The organism is Ancylomarina salipaludis (assembly GCF_004122035.1).
GTDB lineage: Bacteria > Bacteroidota > Bacteroidia > Bacteroidales > Marinifilaceae > Ancylomarina > Ancylomarina salipaludis.
Map to the genome: position 1 here is coordinate 1 of NZ_SAXA01000024.1, position 16,337 is coordinate 16,337.

At 36.7% G+C, this 16,337-nt stretch carries 15 protein-coding genes and 1 rRNA gene; 9 read left to right on the forward strand and 7 right to left on the reverse strand.

What is annotated here, in order from left to right; genetic code table 11:
• The 3 genes from rrf to EO244_RS16315 form a co-directional block, all read left to right on the forward strand.
• Positions 1–81, forward strand: a 5S ribosomal RNA gene (gene rrf, locus EO244_RS16305); the annotation flags it as partial.
• 729 nt (positions 82–810) lie between these two features.
• A complete protein-coding gene (locus EO244_RS16310) occupies positions 811–1,209 on the forward strand; it encodes a helix-turn-helix domain-containing protein (protein ID WP_164977526.1) in 399 nt (132 codons plus the stop codon).
• Between the two features lie 11 nt (positions 1,210–1,220).
• On the forward strand, positions 1,221–2,051 hold the full coding sequence (locus EO244_RS16315; RefSeq protein WP_129255755.1) for an IS3 family transposase: 831 nt from the start codon (positions 1,221–1,223) through the stop codon (positions 2,049–2,051).
• Between the two features lie 356 nt (positions 2,052–2,407).
• Here the strand turns inward: EO244_RS16315 and EO244_RS16320 are convergent, their stop codons facing one another.
• From EO244_RS16320 to EO244_RS16345, 6 genes are all read right to left on the reverse strand, one after another.
• The gene (locus EO244_RS16320) at positions 2,408–3,379 is read right to left on the reverse strand and encodes a D-alanine--D-alanine ligase (RefSeq protein WP_129255756.1); all 972 of its coding nucleotides are present in this window, start codon (positions 3,377–3,379) and stop codon (positions 2,408–2,410) included.
• A 21-nt stretch (positions 3,380–3,400) separates the two neighbouring features.
• Complete coding sequence (locus EO244_RS16325; protein ID WP_129255757.1) at positions 3,401–4,459, reverse strand: RluA family pseudouridine synthase; 1,059 nt, start codon at positions 4,457–4,459, stop codon at positions 3,401–3,403.
• Between the two features lie 20 nt (positions 4,460–4,479).
• Entirely contained in the window at positions 4,480–5,298 is an 819-nt protein-coding gene (locus EO244_RS16330; protein WP_129255758.1) for a PASTA domain-containing protein, read from the reverse strand.
• A gap of 341 nt (positions 5,299–5,639) precedes the next feature.
• The gene (rpmH, locus tag EO244_RS16335; protein ID WP_125029576.1) at positions 5,640–5,798 is read right to left on the reverse strand and encodes a 50S ribosomal protein L34; all 159 of its coding nucleotides are present in this window, start codon (positions 5,796–5,798) and stop codon (positions 5,640–5,642) included.
• Between the two features lie 104 nt (positions 5,799–5,902).
• Entirely contained in the window at positions 5,903–6,523 is a 621-nt protein-coding gene (gene rsmG / locus EO244_RS16340; RefSeq protein ID WP_129255759.1) for a 16S rRNA (guanine(527)-N(7))-methyltransferase RsmG, read from the reverse strand.
• 107 nt (positions 6,524–6,630) lie between these two features.
• Positions 6,631–7,221: an RNA polymerase sigma factor gene (locus tag EO244_RS16345; RefSeq protein WP_129255760.1), complete on the reverse strand. Its 591-nt coding sequence runs from the start codon at positions 7,219–7,221 to the stop codon at positions 6,631–6,633.
• 353 nt (positions 7,222–7,574) lie between these two features.
• Here EO244_RS16345 and tgt point away from each other — a divergent pair, with 353 nt between their 5' ends.
• From tgt to EO244_RS16365, 4 genes are all read left to right on the forward strand, one after another.
• The gene (gene tgt, locus EO244_RS16350) at positions 7,575–8,705 is read left to right on the forward strand and encodes a tRNA guanosine(34) transglycosylase Tgt (RefSeq protein ID WP_129255761.1); all 1,131 of its coding nucleotides are present in this window, start codon (positions 7,575–7,577) and stop codon (positions 8,703–8,705) included.
• 146 nt (positions 8,706–8,851) lie between these two features.
• Positions 8,852–9,931, forward strand: a complete 1,080-nt coding sequence (locus EO244_RS16355; protein WP_129255762.1) for an LptF/LptG family permease — start codon at positions 8,852–8,854, stop codon at positions 9,929–9,931.
• 379 nt (positions 9,932–10,310) lie between these two features.
• Positions 10,311–11,855, forward strand: a complete 1,545-nt coding sequence (locus tag EO244_RS16360; protein WP_129255763.1) for an acyl-CoA carboxylase subunit beta — start codon at positions 10,311–10,313, stop codon at positions 11,853–11,855.
• A 12-nt stretch (positions 11,856–11,867) separates the two neighbouring features.
• On the forward strand, positions 11,868–12,179 hold the full coding sequence (locus tag EO244_RS16365; RefSeq protein WP_129255764.1) for a biotin/lipoyl-containing protein: 312 nt from the start codon (positions 11,868–11,870) through the stop codon (positions 12,177–12,179).
• Between the two features lie 79 nt (positions 12,180–12,258).
• Here the strand turns inward: EO244_RS16365 and ispE are convergent, their stop codons facing one another.
• Positions 12,259–13,074: a 4-(cytidine 5'-diphospho)-2-C-methyl-D-erythritol kinase gene (gene ispE / locus EO244_RS16370; protein WP_129255765.1), complete on the reverse strand. Its 816-nt coding sequence runs from the start codon at positions 13,072–13,074 to the stop codon at positions 12,259–12,261.
• 234 nt (positions 13,075–13,308) lie between these two features.
• On the opposite strand from ispE, the gene dnaB reads away from it, so the two are divergent.
• Complete coding sequence (gene dnaB / locus EO244_RS16375; protein WP_129255766.1) at positions 13,309–14,838, forward strand: replicative DNA helicase; 1,530 nt, start codon at positions 13,309–13,311, stop codon at positions 14,836–14,838.
• A gap of 59 nt (positions 14,839–14,897) precedes the next feature.
• Complete coding sequence (locus EO244_RS16380) at positions 14,898–16,160, forward strand: asparagine synthetase B (protein WP_129255767.1); 1,263 nt, start codon at positions 14,898–14,900, stop codon at positions 16,158–16,160.
• Positions 16,161–16,337: the final 177 nt, after the last annotated feature.

The window sequence follows — 16,337 nt, forward strand, 5'->3', positions numbered from 1 at the left end:
CTTCCCATCCCGAACAGAGAAGTTAAGCCCATTAGCGCCGATGGTACTGCCAAGTGGTGGGAGAGTAGGTCGATGCCAACTTTTAAGCGTCTTATTCCAAACGGAGTAAGACGCTTTTTTTATGCCCGGAACTTTGGAAGCCGGACTGATAAGTTGTCTATCACTTTAATGATAATATAAGGCCCCTATTAAATGGTCATAAGGTTATGGTTTGAATTAAAATCAGCCTTAGTGATGATGACAATTTCAGGTAACCCTAGCAATAGGCTTCCACCTCTTCCCCAGATTATTCCTAGAAGAGAGACGTTAAGCCTGTAGTCCCGATCCATCGGGAATGGTACTGGCAAGTGGTGGGAGAACCGAGCGAAGCAAGTTCGTGAACACCAGAAATGTGCTGAGTGAACAATAGGTCGATGCCAACTTTTAAGCGTCTTATTTCAAACGGAGTAAGACGCTTTTTTTTAGATTAAAATGTATTCAATAGGAAAAAGCTTTCTATTTGAATTAGAATATAAATCAACCCTGGTGTTGATGACAATTTCAGGTATCTATAGCAATGGGGTTCCACCTCCTCCCCACATTATTCCGGGAACAGAGAAGTAAAGCCTGTAGTCCCGATCCGTCGGGTATGGTTCTGCCAAGTGAACTGCACCCCAAAAGTTGAACACAACATTTGGGGTGTTTTTTATGGAAAAGAAAAAGAGAAACAAATTTAGTATTGATGATCGCGAACGTTCAGTACTGCAAATACTAAAAGAAGGACGATCATGTTGATCTGTAGCACGAGATTTACAAACTTGTCCCAAAGTAGTGGGACGATGGGTTAATGCATATAAGCTTCATGGGAAAAAAGGTCTGTCATTAAAAAATAAAATACGCTATACGGGTGATTTTAAACTTCAAATCATTGAAGAGATGTTGAAAACAGGCTTATCTTTGGATCAAGTATCCGCAAAACATCTAATTACTCAATCTCTTATTTCTAAATGGAGAAGAGATTTCGAGCAATTTGGAGCATCAGCTTTATTTACAGAAAACCCAAGAGGAAGACCTCCTAAGATGAAAAAGAAATCAGAAAATAAACAAATAGATTCTATAAGTGATTACGATAAGTTGCTTAAAGAGAATCAGCGTTTACGTGCTGAAAATGATTACCTAAAAAAGTTACGAGCCTTAATTCAAAAAAAAGAAACTCAAAAAAAAGATTAAGAGTTTTAACCATCCAGGGATTAAGGCAGAAACACTCACTTTCAATACTATTGAAGGTGGATGGAATGCCAAAAAGTACGTTCTATTATCATCAAAAACACCTCAATGCTGCGGACAAATATGAGATAGAAAAGAGAATAATCTCAGAAATATTTCATGAAAATAAAGGTCGATATGGCTATAGGCGCATAACCCTTGAGTTGCGTAACAGAGATCTGGTCTTAAATCATAAAACGGTTCTGAAGCTTATGACAGAACTTGGTTTGAAATGTAAGGTTAGAATGAAAAAATACCGCTCTTATAAGGGTGATGTTGGACGAATTGCTCCTAATATCCTTGAACGAGACTTTAAGGCTGATAGGCCGTATCAAAAATGGGTTACAGACGTTACAGAGTTTTCTCTTTTTGGAACTAAATGTTATCTCTCACCTATTATGGATTTATATAATAGGGAAATCATTAGTTATAATATAACATATAGACCGACACTTGATCTGGTTATGGATATGGTTGACAGGGCATTTACCATGCTCCCAAGTAATACAAATCTAACTCTTCATTCTGATCAGGGCTGGCATTATCAACATCGTAGCTATAGGTATAAGCTACAACAAAAAGGTATTAGACAAAGTATGTCTAGAAAGGGAAATTGTTTAGATAATGCGGTAATAGAGAATTTCTTTGGCCTATTGAAATCAGAGTTGTTATATTTGCAGAAGTTCAGTTCTTTGGAACACTTCTTAAAGGAGCTGGAAGAGTATATTGACTACTATAATAATATTAGAATTAAAAAGAGTTTAAATGGATTGAGTCCGGTAAAATACCGAACTCAATCAAATTAATTTATTTAATAACCGTCCAACTTTTTGGGGTCACTTCAAAGTGGTGGGAGAACCGAGCGAAGTGAGTTCGTGAACACCAGAAATGTGCTGAGTGAACAATAGGTCGATGCCAACTTTCAAGCGTCTTATTCCAAGCAAGGAGTAAGACGCTTTTTTTATGTCTTTAATTGCATAATATCAAGCGTTACTTTGATTCGAAAATTAGAGTTAGTCTCTTAATCTGCCCTTGAAAAAGATTATTGATTAGATTCTAAGATTGCGTTTTGTTATTTCAATTTGTGAATTAGCAAATTCAGTGCATAAAAAAAAGAGACCATCTAAATAGATAGTCTCTCTAATATTGTTTTGTATGAATTTTAGAACTGATCTTCTATAACCAGACTAAGAATATCGCCAAGTTCACGATTCATAGCTTTAACTTGTTTGGGAATAAAGCTATTTGCAGTCATACCAGGTATTGTATTCGCTTCGAGCATATATATATCATTGTTTCTGATGATATAATCGATTCTAACAATTCCCTTGCACTTTAAAGCATCATAGATTTCTGAAGTAAGATTCTGAATTCTGCTTGTAAGTTCTGATGATATTCTGGCAGGTGTTATTTCTTCTGCCATTGTTGGATCATACTTGGCTTCAAAATCGAAAAATTCATTTTTAGGAACTACTTCAGTAATTGGAAATACAATTTCTTCTTTGCTTGTTTTTACAAGACCACAGGTCACTTCCAAACCCTCGATGAATTCTTCTATAATCACTTCGTTGCCTTCGTTAAAGGCTTTTAAAATGGCATTTTCAAGTTCAGAGAATTGCTTAACCTTTGATATGCCAAAACTAGAACCATCCGCATTGGGTTTAACAAAACAGGGGAATCCAACTGTCTGCTCGATTAATTTACAATCGAATTTTTCATTTTTCTTAAGAAGTACTGATTTTGCAAACTGATAGCCTAAAGCTTTCAGATACGTGTTACAAGCGTGTTTGTTAAAAGTTAAAGAACTACTTAATACATCGCAAGTAGAATGTGGAATGTTTATCAGGTTAAAATACCCTTGTAATATACCATTCTCACCAGGTGTTCCGTGAATAGCGATATAAGCAAAATCGAATTTAATTTTGTTGGCGTCAACTGTAATACTGAAATCATTCTTGTCGATATCATATTCACGATCTTCAAGATTGACTTTCCAATTTTGCCCTCTAAAAACAGCAAGATAAACCTGATATTGTTTTTTATCAAGTGTGTTGAAAATGTGCTGCGAAGTTTGCATTGATATTTCAAACTCGGCAGAATCTCCTCCGGCAATTATTAGAATATTTCTCTTCATAAATTTTGTTCAAACAATTAGTTATTCTTCACGCATTGATGTGTATTCTCTCCACTTGGTGATAAGTGTTGCCATATCCTCAGGAATTTCAGAGTCAAACGAAATATATTCGTTGGTCGATGGATGAATAAATCCTAAAGTTTTAGCATGCAGAGCCTGACGTGGACAGATTTTGAAACAGTTTTGTACAAATTGCTTGTATTTTGTAAATGTTGTCCCTTTTAAAATCTGGTCACCACCGTAATCGGCATCATTGAAAAGCGGATGTCCGATGTGTTTAAAGTGAGCACGAATTTGGTGTGTACGTCCTGTCTCAAGAACGCATTCTACTAAATTTACATAGCCAAGTCGTTCCAAAACGCGATAATGCGTCACAGCATGTTTGCCATATTCTCCGTTAGGAAAAACATCCATTACCTTACGGTTTTTCAAATTACGACCAATATGACCTGTAATTGTGCCTTCATCTTCTTCCATATTTCCCCAGACTAATGCACGGTATTTACGATCGCTGGTTTTGTTGAAAAATTGCAAGGCAAGTTTTGTCTTTGCTTCTTCATTTTTAGCGATTACAAGAATGCCTGACGTGTCTTTATCGATACGATGAACCAAGCCTGGACGAGGATCTTTCGAATTAAATAGAGGTAGATTCTTAAGGTGAAAAGCCAATGCATTCACAAGTGTACCTGAATAGTGCCCGTATGAAGGATGTACCACCATACCTGGATTTTTGTTTACAATAATAAAAGAATCATCTTCGTAAACAATATTCAAAGGAATATCTTCGGCAATAATTTCGATTTCACGTGGTGGATAGCTCAGTACGATTGTGACAACGTCATGTGGCTTTACCTTGTAGTTGCGTTTCACAACAACATCGTTGACGAAAATATTACCATTATTGGCAGATTCCTGAATTTTATTTCGCGATGCATTTTGCATGCGGTCAACCAGGTATTTGTCAATTCTTAATGGCGTTTGACCAGGATCGACTTCAAATCGGAAATGCTCAAAGGCTTCCTGATTCGGATTTTCATCCTCAATATTATCGAATTCTAAATTTTCTTCTTCTTCTTGCATTATATCTAATTCTGTATAATCTATTTCAATAACTGACTTTTAAAATACGCTTTAGCATCCATTATTTTGATACTGTCAGTCGTCAACCAAATATTGATTCTGCTACCTGGTGCAATTTTGGAGTTCTCATCAAAAGCATGTGATTGCTGATAAACTTGTGCATTCAATGAATCTGATAAGTTTGAGACGGTGTTGTCGAAACTCACACGACCAATATTTAAACTTGATAGAATGATACGTTCTTGCGCATCAGCGTAATATTTTCCTATTAATTCCGGTGTTCTCACTTTCACATTTTTCCCTTTGCCTAAAACAAGATCAATGCTTGAACCTTTGTCAATCAAATCGCCTTGCTTAATAGAGTCCCCTTTAAATTTTGGGTATAAAACCAAATTGTAATAGTCGTAATCGACATAATCGAGCGTGCCAATTTTAAAACCATTGGTAATTAATATTTCGTAGGCTTGTCGAAAAGAATTGTCAACCAAATTCGGAAATCTGACTTGTTCAGGTTTTTGTGAATTGATGGTTAGAAATAGATTTCGATTTCGTTTTACCAAAGCATTTGCCTTTGGACTCTGCTCGAGAATACAATCGGCAGGTAAACTTGAGTTGTATACAGAATCGTAAATGGTATAGCGTAATTTTGTTTCTTTTATCAAATCAGTGCCTTCTTCCAAACTAAGGCTATAAAGATTTGGGACTTTAATTTTTTCACCATGATTGGTGTAAAAGCTTAAACTCTGTAGGGTGATCCATATCAGGGCTCCGGCTATAAGAATTGAAAGTCCTAAGTGTTTATAGAAAGTTCTGCTTTTTAAAAATTGTTTCAGTTGCATATGTATCTAATTTGCTTTTTTAGTCATTCTGAGTATCGGGAATGAAAAGTTCTCATTAAATGAATAGTTACAAAAATAAGAGAGATTTTTTGATAAATGATGGTTCTTCGGGTAATTTATGAAGAATCTATTGGGGATAGATTTCTTTTTATAAGAATGAGTTGACTGGCTCATATTGAAAGAGGTCCTGTTTCTGAAAAAGAGTTTTTCAGTCAGGAGAAAAGCAAAAAAAAAGAGCTCCCTGGGAACTCTTTAAATTTTTTATAAGAAACTTCTAAACACAAAAAAGTAAAGGATGGAGCACCCTTTACTTTCTGATATTTATAGAAAGCTTATTAAAATTAAGCTTTATGTCTGCGCTCGCTAGAAACAGATAATTTTTTTCTGCCTTTTGCTCTTCTACGAGATAATACTGCTCTTCCGTTAGCAGAAGCCATTTTGTCTCTGAAACCGTGCTTGTTTCTTCTTTTTCTATTTGATGGTTGAAATGTTCTTTTCATCGCGAAATATTTTTATCGAATAAAGTGATTATATGCGTTGATTTTGGACTGCAAAAATAAGTATTTTTTTTATCTGGCAAAAGATTAAACCGAATTAATTTGGTTTAAAGTGTCATATGAACAACCTTTTTTGTCTCAAAGAAGTCCTCAGTAAAGAAATCCGTACAATTGTAAAGGCTTATTTTTTTTCCATATGGCTTGATTTCTTCCTCAAAATCGCCCCCTTTTATATAAATAATTCCATTTGGAAGTGCATTTTTATTTTCGGTCTTGCAGTTTTTCTTTACCATATTAACAAAGGCCGGGAAAGCTGTTACGGCGCGACTAACAATAAAATCGTACTTGGTTTTAACCTGTTGCACGCGTGTATGTTCAGCTTTTACATTTTTTAAACCTAAAGCATTTGCTACTTCTGTTACAACTTTAATTTTTTTTCCAATAGAATCTACCAGATGAAAATTGGTTTCCGGATAAAGAATGGCAAGGGGAATACCCGGAAAGCCTCCGCCGGTTCCCACATCCATAACCGAAGATCCGGGTGTAAACTGAATAACTTTTGCTATTGCTAAAGAATGTAAAACATGATGCAGGTATAAAGAATCGATATCTTTTCTTGAAATGACATTGATTTTGTCATTCCATTCGGTGTAAAGATCTTTAAGCTGTGCAAGCTGACTTGTCTGCTCCTCGGTTAAATCTTTAAAGTATTTTAAAATTAATTCCATGCTGTAATTTATAATGCGGGACAAAGATATAATTATAATCTTAGAGCAGAAACTATCAGTAAACAATGCTGAGATACATTGTGATTCATTTTTTTATAAATGGGGAGTTATAAGTCTTCATCGCTGATGTTATCGAAAAGGAGTTTTCTTGCTCTGAAAAGTTGGGCTTTTATGGTGCCGATTGGCAGATTCATTTCCTTAGCAATTTCTTCGTATGAATACTCTTTAAAATAGCGTAATTCAATTAAAATTCGATACCGATCTTTTAGTTGACTAACCTTGCGTCTCATAAATATGGCATCTTGCTTGTTTATAATTTGCTGTTCCGGAGACGGGTTTTGACTTTCGAATTTAGGCATATCTATATCATTATCATCTTTTGTTTCAAATTTGATAATGCTTTTATTCTTTTTGCGGATAAAATCGATACTGGTATTCGTTGCAATCCTGAAAAGCCAGGTGCTGAAGGCATATTTTGTGGAGTATTGATTGATGTTTCGAAATGCCTTTCCAAAACACTCCAGAGTTAAATCTTCCGCATCGGTCCTGTTATTTATTGTTCTCAGCAGAAAATAGAAAATAGCATCCTTATACCTCAAGAAAAGTTTCTCGAAAGCTTTTTGATTGCCTTTCATTGCAGCTTGTACATTGAGCAAGTCTTTTTTGGCATTATCCGATAAGTTGGAATTCTCATTCATACAAGTGACTTATATGGCTGATTGCAGCTTATTTAAATAAATGTCGAACTCTATAAAAAAAATGGATATTAAGATGATAAATGTGTTTTGGTAAAGTTAATTAGACTTTTAAAGCCAGTGTATTGACTCAAGTTAGTTTAATAAGTTGAGTGTTTGGTGTTCTATTTGACAAATAGAAATACATCGTAGGTAGATGTTTAGCAAAAGCTTGCCTAAGGAATTCTGATATGGCCTCACTTCCACAATTATAAATAAGTTTCAAAGCCAATATTATTATCTATATTTGCAGACTGTTTTTAAATGGGAGTAAGTCAAGGTTTAAGATTTATTCTCCCAATTTTATTGAAGTTGATATGGATTTTAAATTACACAATACGGACGATAGATCAGGAGCCAGAACGGGTGAATTAACAACTGATCATGGAACGATTCAAACGCCAATATTCATGCCTGTAGGCACTTTGGGTTCTGTAAAAGGGGTACACCAGCATGAATTGAAAGAGGACGTTGATGCTGAAATTATTTTAGGAAATACCTATCATTTATACCTGCGTCCGGGATTGGACGTTTTAGAACAAGCTGGAGGTTTACACAAATTTAATGGTTGGGATAGACCCATTTTGACTGATAGTGGGGGGTTTCAGGTTTTTTCGCTTGCTGAAAACCGAAAATTGACCGAAGAAGGTGCTATTTTCAGATCGCATATTGATGGATCAAAACATATGTTTACGCCTGAAAATGTAATGGATACGCAGCGTACCATTGGAGCTGATATCATTATGGCTTTTGATGAGTGTCCTCCGGGAACATCAAGCTATGAATATGCTAAAACATCATTGGGACTTACTCAGCGTTGGTTAGAACGTTGTGTTGATCGTTTTGATAGTACTGAAGGCAAATATGGCTATTCACAGACTTTATTTCCTATTGTTCAGGGATGTGTTTATAAGGATTTGAGAATTAAAGCTGCTGAGCACGCTGCTTCGTTAAACAGAGAAGGATATGCCATTGGCGGATTGGCCGTAGGTGAGCCAACACAGGATATGTACGATATGATTGAAGTGGTAAATCAGGTTTTGCCGGTGGATAAACCACGCTATTTGATGGGCGTAGGAACACCAATCAATATTTTGGAAGCGATTTCCCGAGGTGTGGATATGTTTGATTGTGTGATGCCAACCCGAAACGGACGAAATGGAATGATTTTTACCAGTGAAGGGACACTGAATATGAGAAATCAGAAATGGGCAAACGACTTTTCTCTTCTCGACCCAAATGGAACGTCATATGTTGATCGCTTTTATTCAAAAGCCTATGTGAGACATTTGATTCGCTCAAATGAATTGCTGGGTGGTCAGATATGCAGTATCCATAACCTGGCTTTTTATTTGTGGCTTGTTCGTGAAGCCAGAGAACAAATTAACAACGGGACTTTTTCTGACTGGAAGGAAGTGATGGTTGAAAAACTGGGAAGACGTTTATAAAAATAATGTTAAAAAAGCTTGATTGTGAGATGTTGAGCTTGACATTTGGCTAATATGGCCTAAATTTAAACTCGATAAGCTGCTTTTTGTTTGGTAAGAATGAGTCGATTCGGATAAAAAGCTGAAAATAAAAAACCATATAGAGAATGTTTGGGAAATTAGATTTATATATCATTCGAAAGTTTTTGGGAACTTTTTTCTTTGCAATAATCTTGATAATTAGTATCACAATCATTTTTGATTTCTCTGAAAAGATTGACAATTTTATTGATAAAGAAGCACCTTTTAAAGCTGTGATTTTTGATTATTACGTCAACTTTATTCCCTATTTCGCGAACCTGTTTAGTGCTCTGTTTACCTTTATTTCGGTTATTTATTTTACCTCTAAAATGGCTTATGATACTGAAATTATAGCTATTTTGAGTTCGGGGGTGAGTTTCAGACGGATGATGTTTCCTTATTTTATATCGGCTTTGATTATTGGGATTTTTTCCTTTTTCCTCAGCAATTTCATTATTCCTCCTGCCAACGCCAAGCGGTTAGCATTTACCGAGACATATTTGAAGAAACGATTTGTGAATAAGGAGCGGAATATTCATCGACAGATTGAGCCGGGTTTGTTTATTTACATGTCGAACTTTGAAACAAGCAGTCAGACCGGATATAAGTTTTCACTCGAAAAATTTGAAGGGAAGCAATTGGTTTCAAAACTCACATCACGTTCAATAAAATGGAACAAGGATAAGGAGAAGTGGACTATAAAAGATTATTTCATTCGTAATATTGACGGCGATAAAGAAAGTTTCGAGAATGGAAGAAGTATTGATACACTCCTGAATTTTGGACCTGAAGAATTTAGCAGACGTACTGATGTTGTTGAAGCGATGAATATGTTTGAGCTCGATAATTTCATCGATGAACAGATTATGAGAGGCGATAGTAATATCAGTGCATATAAAATTGAGAAATACCGTCGTATAGCCAATCCTTTTTCAGCATTTATCCTGACTTTAATTGGTGTTTCTTTGGCCTGTAGAAAAGTAAGAGGCGGTATGGGCTTGCATCTTGGAATCGGCTTGGCTTTGAGTTTTTCCTTTATTCTTTTTCAACAAATTTCTACGGTTTTTGCTACAAATGGAAGTATGAATCCATTGTTGGCTGTTTGGTTACCCAATATTCTTTTTTCCTTTATTGCAGTTTATCTTTATCGGGTTGCTCCTAAGTAAACAGATTCTAAATAATGTCTGTCAAAGATCTTGCTTTCCTACTGAAAAAGCGGTAATTTAGCCAGTTGATACCTTGCGACTGGTTATATCAATTTTTTTGTAGAACAAAAAATGAGTATCCTTGCAGACTATATTAATAAGATATTCGATCTGAAATTTATTTATCTGTTCGAATTAATTTGTAATGGGACCACCCAAAACAGGTGTGTCTTTACCCTTAAAGAACAATCGGTCCGTGTTTATTTTCTTTTATAAATCTTAAGAAGATGAATGGGGCATGTTTTGTGCTTTAATGGTAAAATGTTAAAGTTTGGACAAACTTGAAATACAACTAAATGTATACTCGACAGTATACGGTTTTTAACTAAATGTACGTAATATGTCATTGAAACGAAACATTCTTGATCTTAGAAAGAGAAAAGAAAAAGTGCTTCAAGGTGGTGGTGAAAAAGCTATCCAGAAGCAAGTTGCAATGGGTAAATTGACTGCACGTGAGAGAATTACATCAATTGTTGATGAAGATTCTTTCCATGAATATGATTTATTCGTTGAGCACGAAGCCCGCGACTTTGGCATGGAGAAGAAACAACTTCATGGTGATGGAGTTATCATTGGAACCGGAACGATTTATGGTCAGCCTGTCTGTCTTTTTGCACAGGATTTTACTGTAGCTGGTGGTTCTCTTGGTCTGATGCATGCACGTAAAATTACAAAAATCATGGATCATGCATTGAAAATGCGTGTGCCTTTGATTGGTATTAACGATTCGGGTGGAGCTCGTATTCAGGAAGGTGTTAACTCACTTGCTGGTTATGGTGAAATCTTTTTCCGCAATACTTTGGCATCGGGAGTTATTCCTCAATTGTCAGTTATTCTAGGTCCTTGTGCTGGTGGAGCCGTTTATTCTCCTGCCCTTACCGACTTTGTGTTTGTAGTAGAAAACATTTCCAAAATGTTTATTACCGGTCCTGAGGTAATAAAAACTGTTTTAGGTGAAGAAATAAGTATGGAAGAACTTGGTGGTGCGAAAGTACACAGCGAGATCACCGGTAATGCTCATTTCTATGCGCTAAACGAGCTTGAATGCTTTGAGCAAATCAAGAAACTACTTACATTCATCCCATGGCACAACGAGAAGAAAGCACGTCCTTTCCCTCCAAAACCACCTAAGGCTGAATACAAAATTGAAGAAATTGTTCCTCACGATCCAACACAACCTTACGATATTCGTAACGTAATCAGAGCAATCAGTGATGATTCTGATTTCTTCGAAGTGATGGAAGGCTTTGCACGTAACATCGTTATCGGTTTTGGTCGTATGAACGGTGAGACTGTTGGTTTTGTTGCAAATCAACCATTGGTACTAGCTGGTGTGCTTGATTGTGACTCATCTGATAAAGCAGCACGTTTTATCCGCTACTGCGATGCCTTCAACATTCCTTTGGTAACACTTGAGGATATGCCAGGTTACCTACCAGGTGTTGATCAGGAGCATGCAGGTGTGATTCGTCATGGTGCGAAAATTCTTTATGCTTACTCTGAGGCTACTGTGCCTAAAATTACTGTAATTGTGCGTAAGGCATATGGTGGAGGTTATATCGCAATGAACTCTCGTCATATGAAAGCTGACTTCATGTTTGCTTGGCCAACTGCTGAGATTGCTGTAATGGGACCTGAAGGAGCTGCTAACATCATCTTTAGAAAAGAGATTATGTCGGCTGAAGACCCTGAAGCAATGCGTCAGGAAAAAGTTGCGGAATATAAGGAGAAGTTCGCTAACCCTTATGTAGCTGCTGCCAAAGGTTATATCGATACCGTTATTGAACCGGAAGAGACACGTAAAATGTTGTTACACTCTCTTGAGGTGTCTATGAATAAAGTTGATAGAAGACCAAGTAAAAAACACGGTATTCCTCCATTTTAAATCGAACTGAGTATGAGCAATTTTAAAGAGTTCAACGTTGATGGAACGATTTATACAACTGAGGTTCCAGATAGTGTTTTGAATAGAAAGAAGTGGGAAAGACCAAATCCGAACCACATCAAGTCTTTTATTCCAGGAACTATTTTTGAGATTTTCGTGAAGGAAGGACAAGAAGTTAAAGAAGGTGAATGCCTTATGATTCTTCAGGCAATGAAGATGAAAAATAAAATTTTGATGCCTTTTGATGGAATAATCGAAAAAATAAACGTGAGCGTTGATGAGAAAGTGCCAAACCGTTTGGTTATGGTTGAAATTAAAGCTTAATTTTCTTCGCTTAACAAGCTATATAAAAAGGCTGTTCTCTTTATTGAGGACAGCCTTTTTTTAGATATTCTTGTTTAAGTTATAATCGATTTTCCCAGCAAAAATGCTCTTCCCATTGAGGTAAAATTTGGGGGTCATTTTTGAAAATTCCAAATAGACTCGATCCGCTACCCGACATGGCAGCATAAATGGCGCCTTGTTCATATAGCTCTTTTTTAATCTCAGCCAGTAGAGGATATTTAGGAAAGATACTGTCTTCAAAATCATTTTTAATTGTTGTTTTCCAATTCTCAATTGGCTCTTGAATCAACTGTTGTAATGATTTTTCAGGTTTATTAGGTTTGATATTGGCATAGGCCTCAGCTGTGCTGATATGAATATCCGGTTTAATCAACAGAATGTGAAATCCTGACAGATCTAAATCAATTGAGCAGAGTTTATCCCCTTTTTCAAAGGCAAAAGCGGGCTTGTTTTTGATGAAAAATGCACAGTCGCTGCCCAGTTGGCTAACCCAACCCTCCATTTCAGACTCAGTCATTCCCAGATTGAATTTTTGATTCAAAAGTTTGATCATATAGGCCGCATTGGCTGATCCTCCGCCTAGTCCTGCACCAAATGGAATGCTTTTGTGCAGGTGAATATCCTGAGCAGGGAAATTGTATTTCGCTCTGATAAGTTCATAAGCTTTAACAACAATGTTTTCGCTGGCATCAATATCAATTGGAATTCCGGAAGCTGAAAATGTGTAGTCAGCGTTCCCTTTCGAGTCGGCAATTTCAATGGCATCGCGCATAGCAATAGGAAAGAAGATCGTTTCAAGATTATGAAAACCATCTTTTCTTTTTTCAACAATATTTAAACCAATATTTATTTTAGCATTCGAGTAAGTCAGCACAAGCTAGAGTGTTTTTGTTAATAAGTTGGAAAAACAAAAATACAGCTTTTATATAAATTGGGAATTCAAAGGTCGGATTTTTATTTTCTATAAGTATCTTTGCTGATTATAAAATTAAAAACACCGGATTAATTTTAGATACCGATTTTTTGTGTTCTTAAATTTTATAAGTTTATAAAAGAAAAATAGCGCTTCGATGAATTGAATCAACTGAAGCACAAGCGAAATACAAGTATGGCAGAATCAAAAAAATATACTCCAAAAGCAAAAAATAACCAGTTGTCAGAACATGGACAGGTGCCACCTCAGGCTCTTGAGCTCGAAGAGGCAGTTCTGGGTGCTATCATGCTTGAGAAGGATGCCATAATTGCTGTAGGAGATTTACTAAAGGCAGATAGTTTTTATAAACCGGCCCACCAGAAGATATATAAGGCTATCATGAGTCTGTCTTCAAAAGAAGAACCGATTGATATTTTAACGGTAACTGAGGAATTAAAGCGCCAGGACGATTTGGAGAGTTGTGGTGGTCCTTTTTATGTGTCTCAGTTGACTTCAAGAGTAGCCAATGCTGCCCATATTGAGCATCATGCTCGAATAATTGCACAGAAATTTATACAACGCGAATTGATTCGTGTATCGTCTGAAATTCAGAGTTCTGCTTTTGATGAAAGCATTGATGTTGCCGACTTGTTGGATAAAGCGCAGCAGGATGTTTTTGATATTGCAGAAGGCAACATTAAGAAGGAGTCAGCACATATTCGACCTTTGGCCGATGAAGTTATCGATCAGATTATTGCTGCCAGTAAGCGTGAAGATGGTTTGTCGGGTGTACCATCAGGTTTTACGGCTTTGGATCGTATTACATCGGGTTGGCAAAAGTCCGACCTTGTTATTATTGCAGCCCGACCTTCGATGGGTAAAACGGCATTCGTTTTGTCAATGACCCGAAATATGGCGGTTGAACACAAAGCCCCAATTGCTATTTTTTCACTTGAGATGGGTGCTGATCAATTGGTGAAACGTATGATCTCCAGTGAAACTGAATTGGGATCAGAAAAATTAAGAAATGGTCGGTTGGCTGATCATGAATGGGAGCAGTTGCACACCAAGATTAAAGGTTTGATTGATGCGCCTATTTATGTAGATGATACACCTGGTTTGTCAATTTATGAGTTACGTTCTAAGTGTAGACGTCTTAAAGCTAAGTACGATATTGGTTGTGTGATTATTGACTACCTTCAGTTGATGACAGCTGGTTCGGATATGCGTGGGAATCGTGAGCAGGAGGTCTCTTTGATTTCCCGTCAACTTAAGATTATTGCTAAGGAATTGAATATCCCGGTTATTGCACTTTCGCAGTTGAATCGTGGTGTTGAACAACGTACTGGTGATGCAAAAAAACCAATGCTATCTGACCTTCGTGAGTCGGGTGCGATTGAGCAGGATGCCGATATGGTTTTGTTTATCCACCGTCCTGAGCGTTATGGGATTACCGAGGATGCTGAAGGAAATTCTTTGATTGGGATTGCTGATATTATTATTGCCAAACACCGTAATGGTGCCGTTGGCGAGATTCAGTTACGTTTCCGTAACCAATTGGCTCGATTTATGGATTTGGAGGGGGAAAGTCCTGATGTATTTGGTAATAATCATGTTGTAGCTCAGACTTTTGGTTCGAGTATGAATGAAGAACCTGTAGGCTATGATGATCCAAATGCAGGCCTGCATGTCGGTGTTGATTTTGATGAAGCTCCACCTTTTTAGATTCAGCCAGGTAACAGGTGTTGTAAATAATCTCAAAACGATCTAAATATTATCTGATTATGAGCTTTGTAAAGAGAGTGGTTTGTTTCTTTTTTCTTCTCATCACAATACCTGCTTTTTCAGCGAATCTACTCATCCCTATGGATGAAACTCAAAAAAATCATCTTAAATCATATGGAATTGCATTTTGGGTTTTGCAGCAGAACCAGGATATTCACTGGTTGCTGAATTACCGGGGAGGTAGCTTTCTGTTGCCCTTTAGTCCTGAGATTAAATCGGAATGTCAAATCCGAGGTGTAAGTTTTGAAGTATTAAGTGATGCGCAATCGACACTAATTTTTGATGAAATTGCCAATCCTGAAGTTAATATGGATGCGGTTAAACTTCAAAAACCTCCTAAGATGGCGGTTTATTCACCTCAAGGAAAAAAGCCTTGGGATGATGCCGTAACACTAGCCTTAACTTACGCTGAAATTCCTTATGATTTGGTTTATGATGACGAGGTGATGCAAGGTAAGCTGAGTCAGTACGATTGGTTGCATTTGCATCATGAAGACTTTACGGGACAGTTTGGGAAATTTTATGCAGGATACCGAAATCTTAAATGGTATAAGGATGAAGTTCGGGATAATCAGGAGAGGGCGAATCATTATGGTTATGCGAAGGTTTCTGACCTAAAATTAGCCGTTAGTTTAAAAATTAAAGCCTTTGTCGAAGCTGGTGGTTTTTTATTTGCCATGTGTTCGGCAACGGATACATTTGACATTGCTTTATCTTCAGAGCATACTGACATTTGTTCACACCAGTTTGATGGTGATCCTATGGACGAAAATGCCCAAGAGAAACTGGAGTTTAAGAATACTTTTGCCTTTGAGAATTTCACCTTAGAGAAGAATCCTATGGTTTATGAGTTTTCTGATATTGATGTCACTCAAACCCGTAAGGTGAATCAGGATGAAGACTATTTTACCCTCTTTGATTTCTCAGCAAAATGGGATCCAATTCCGAGTATGTTGTGTCAAAATCACAATAATTTAATCAAAGGTTTTATGGGACAAACCACGGCTTTTAACACCCAATTTATTAAGCCTAATGTATTAATTATGGGCGAGAATAAGACTGCAGGAGAGGCCCGATATATTCATGGGACTTTTGGTAAGGGCACCTGGACTTTTTATGGTGGACATGATCCTGAGGATTATCAGCACTTGGTTGGAGATCCGCCAACTGATTTAAATCTTAAGAAGAATTCTTCCGGTTATCGATTAATTTTGAACAATGTCTTATTTCCCGCTGCTAAAAAGAAAAAGAGAAAGACTTGATTATTTGTTAGATGATCTGTTGATTAAGCAGAATAGGATAGAACCAAAGAGAAAAAACAAAAGGTTGAGCCCCCTAAGCCCAACCTTTTTAACACCTTTTGTAAGTACCAAATGACTCAATATATTATTAACCATTTGCAAATTTATCGACCTTAGTAACTTAACTCTCCTTTAGAA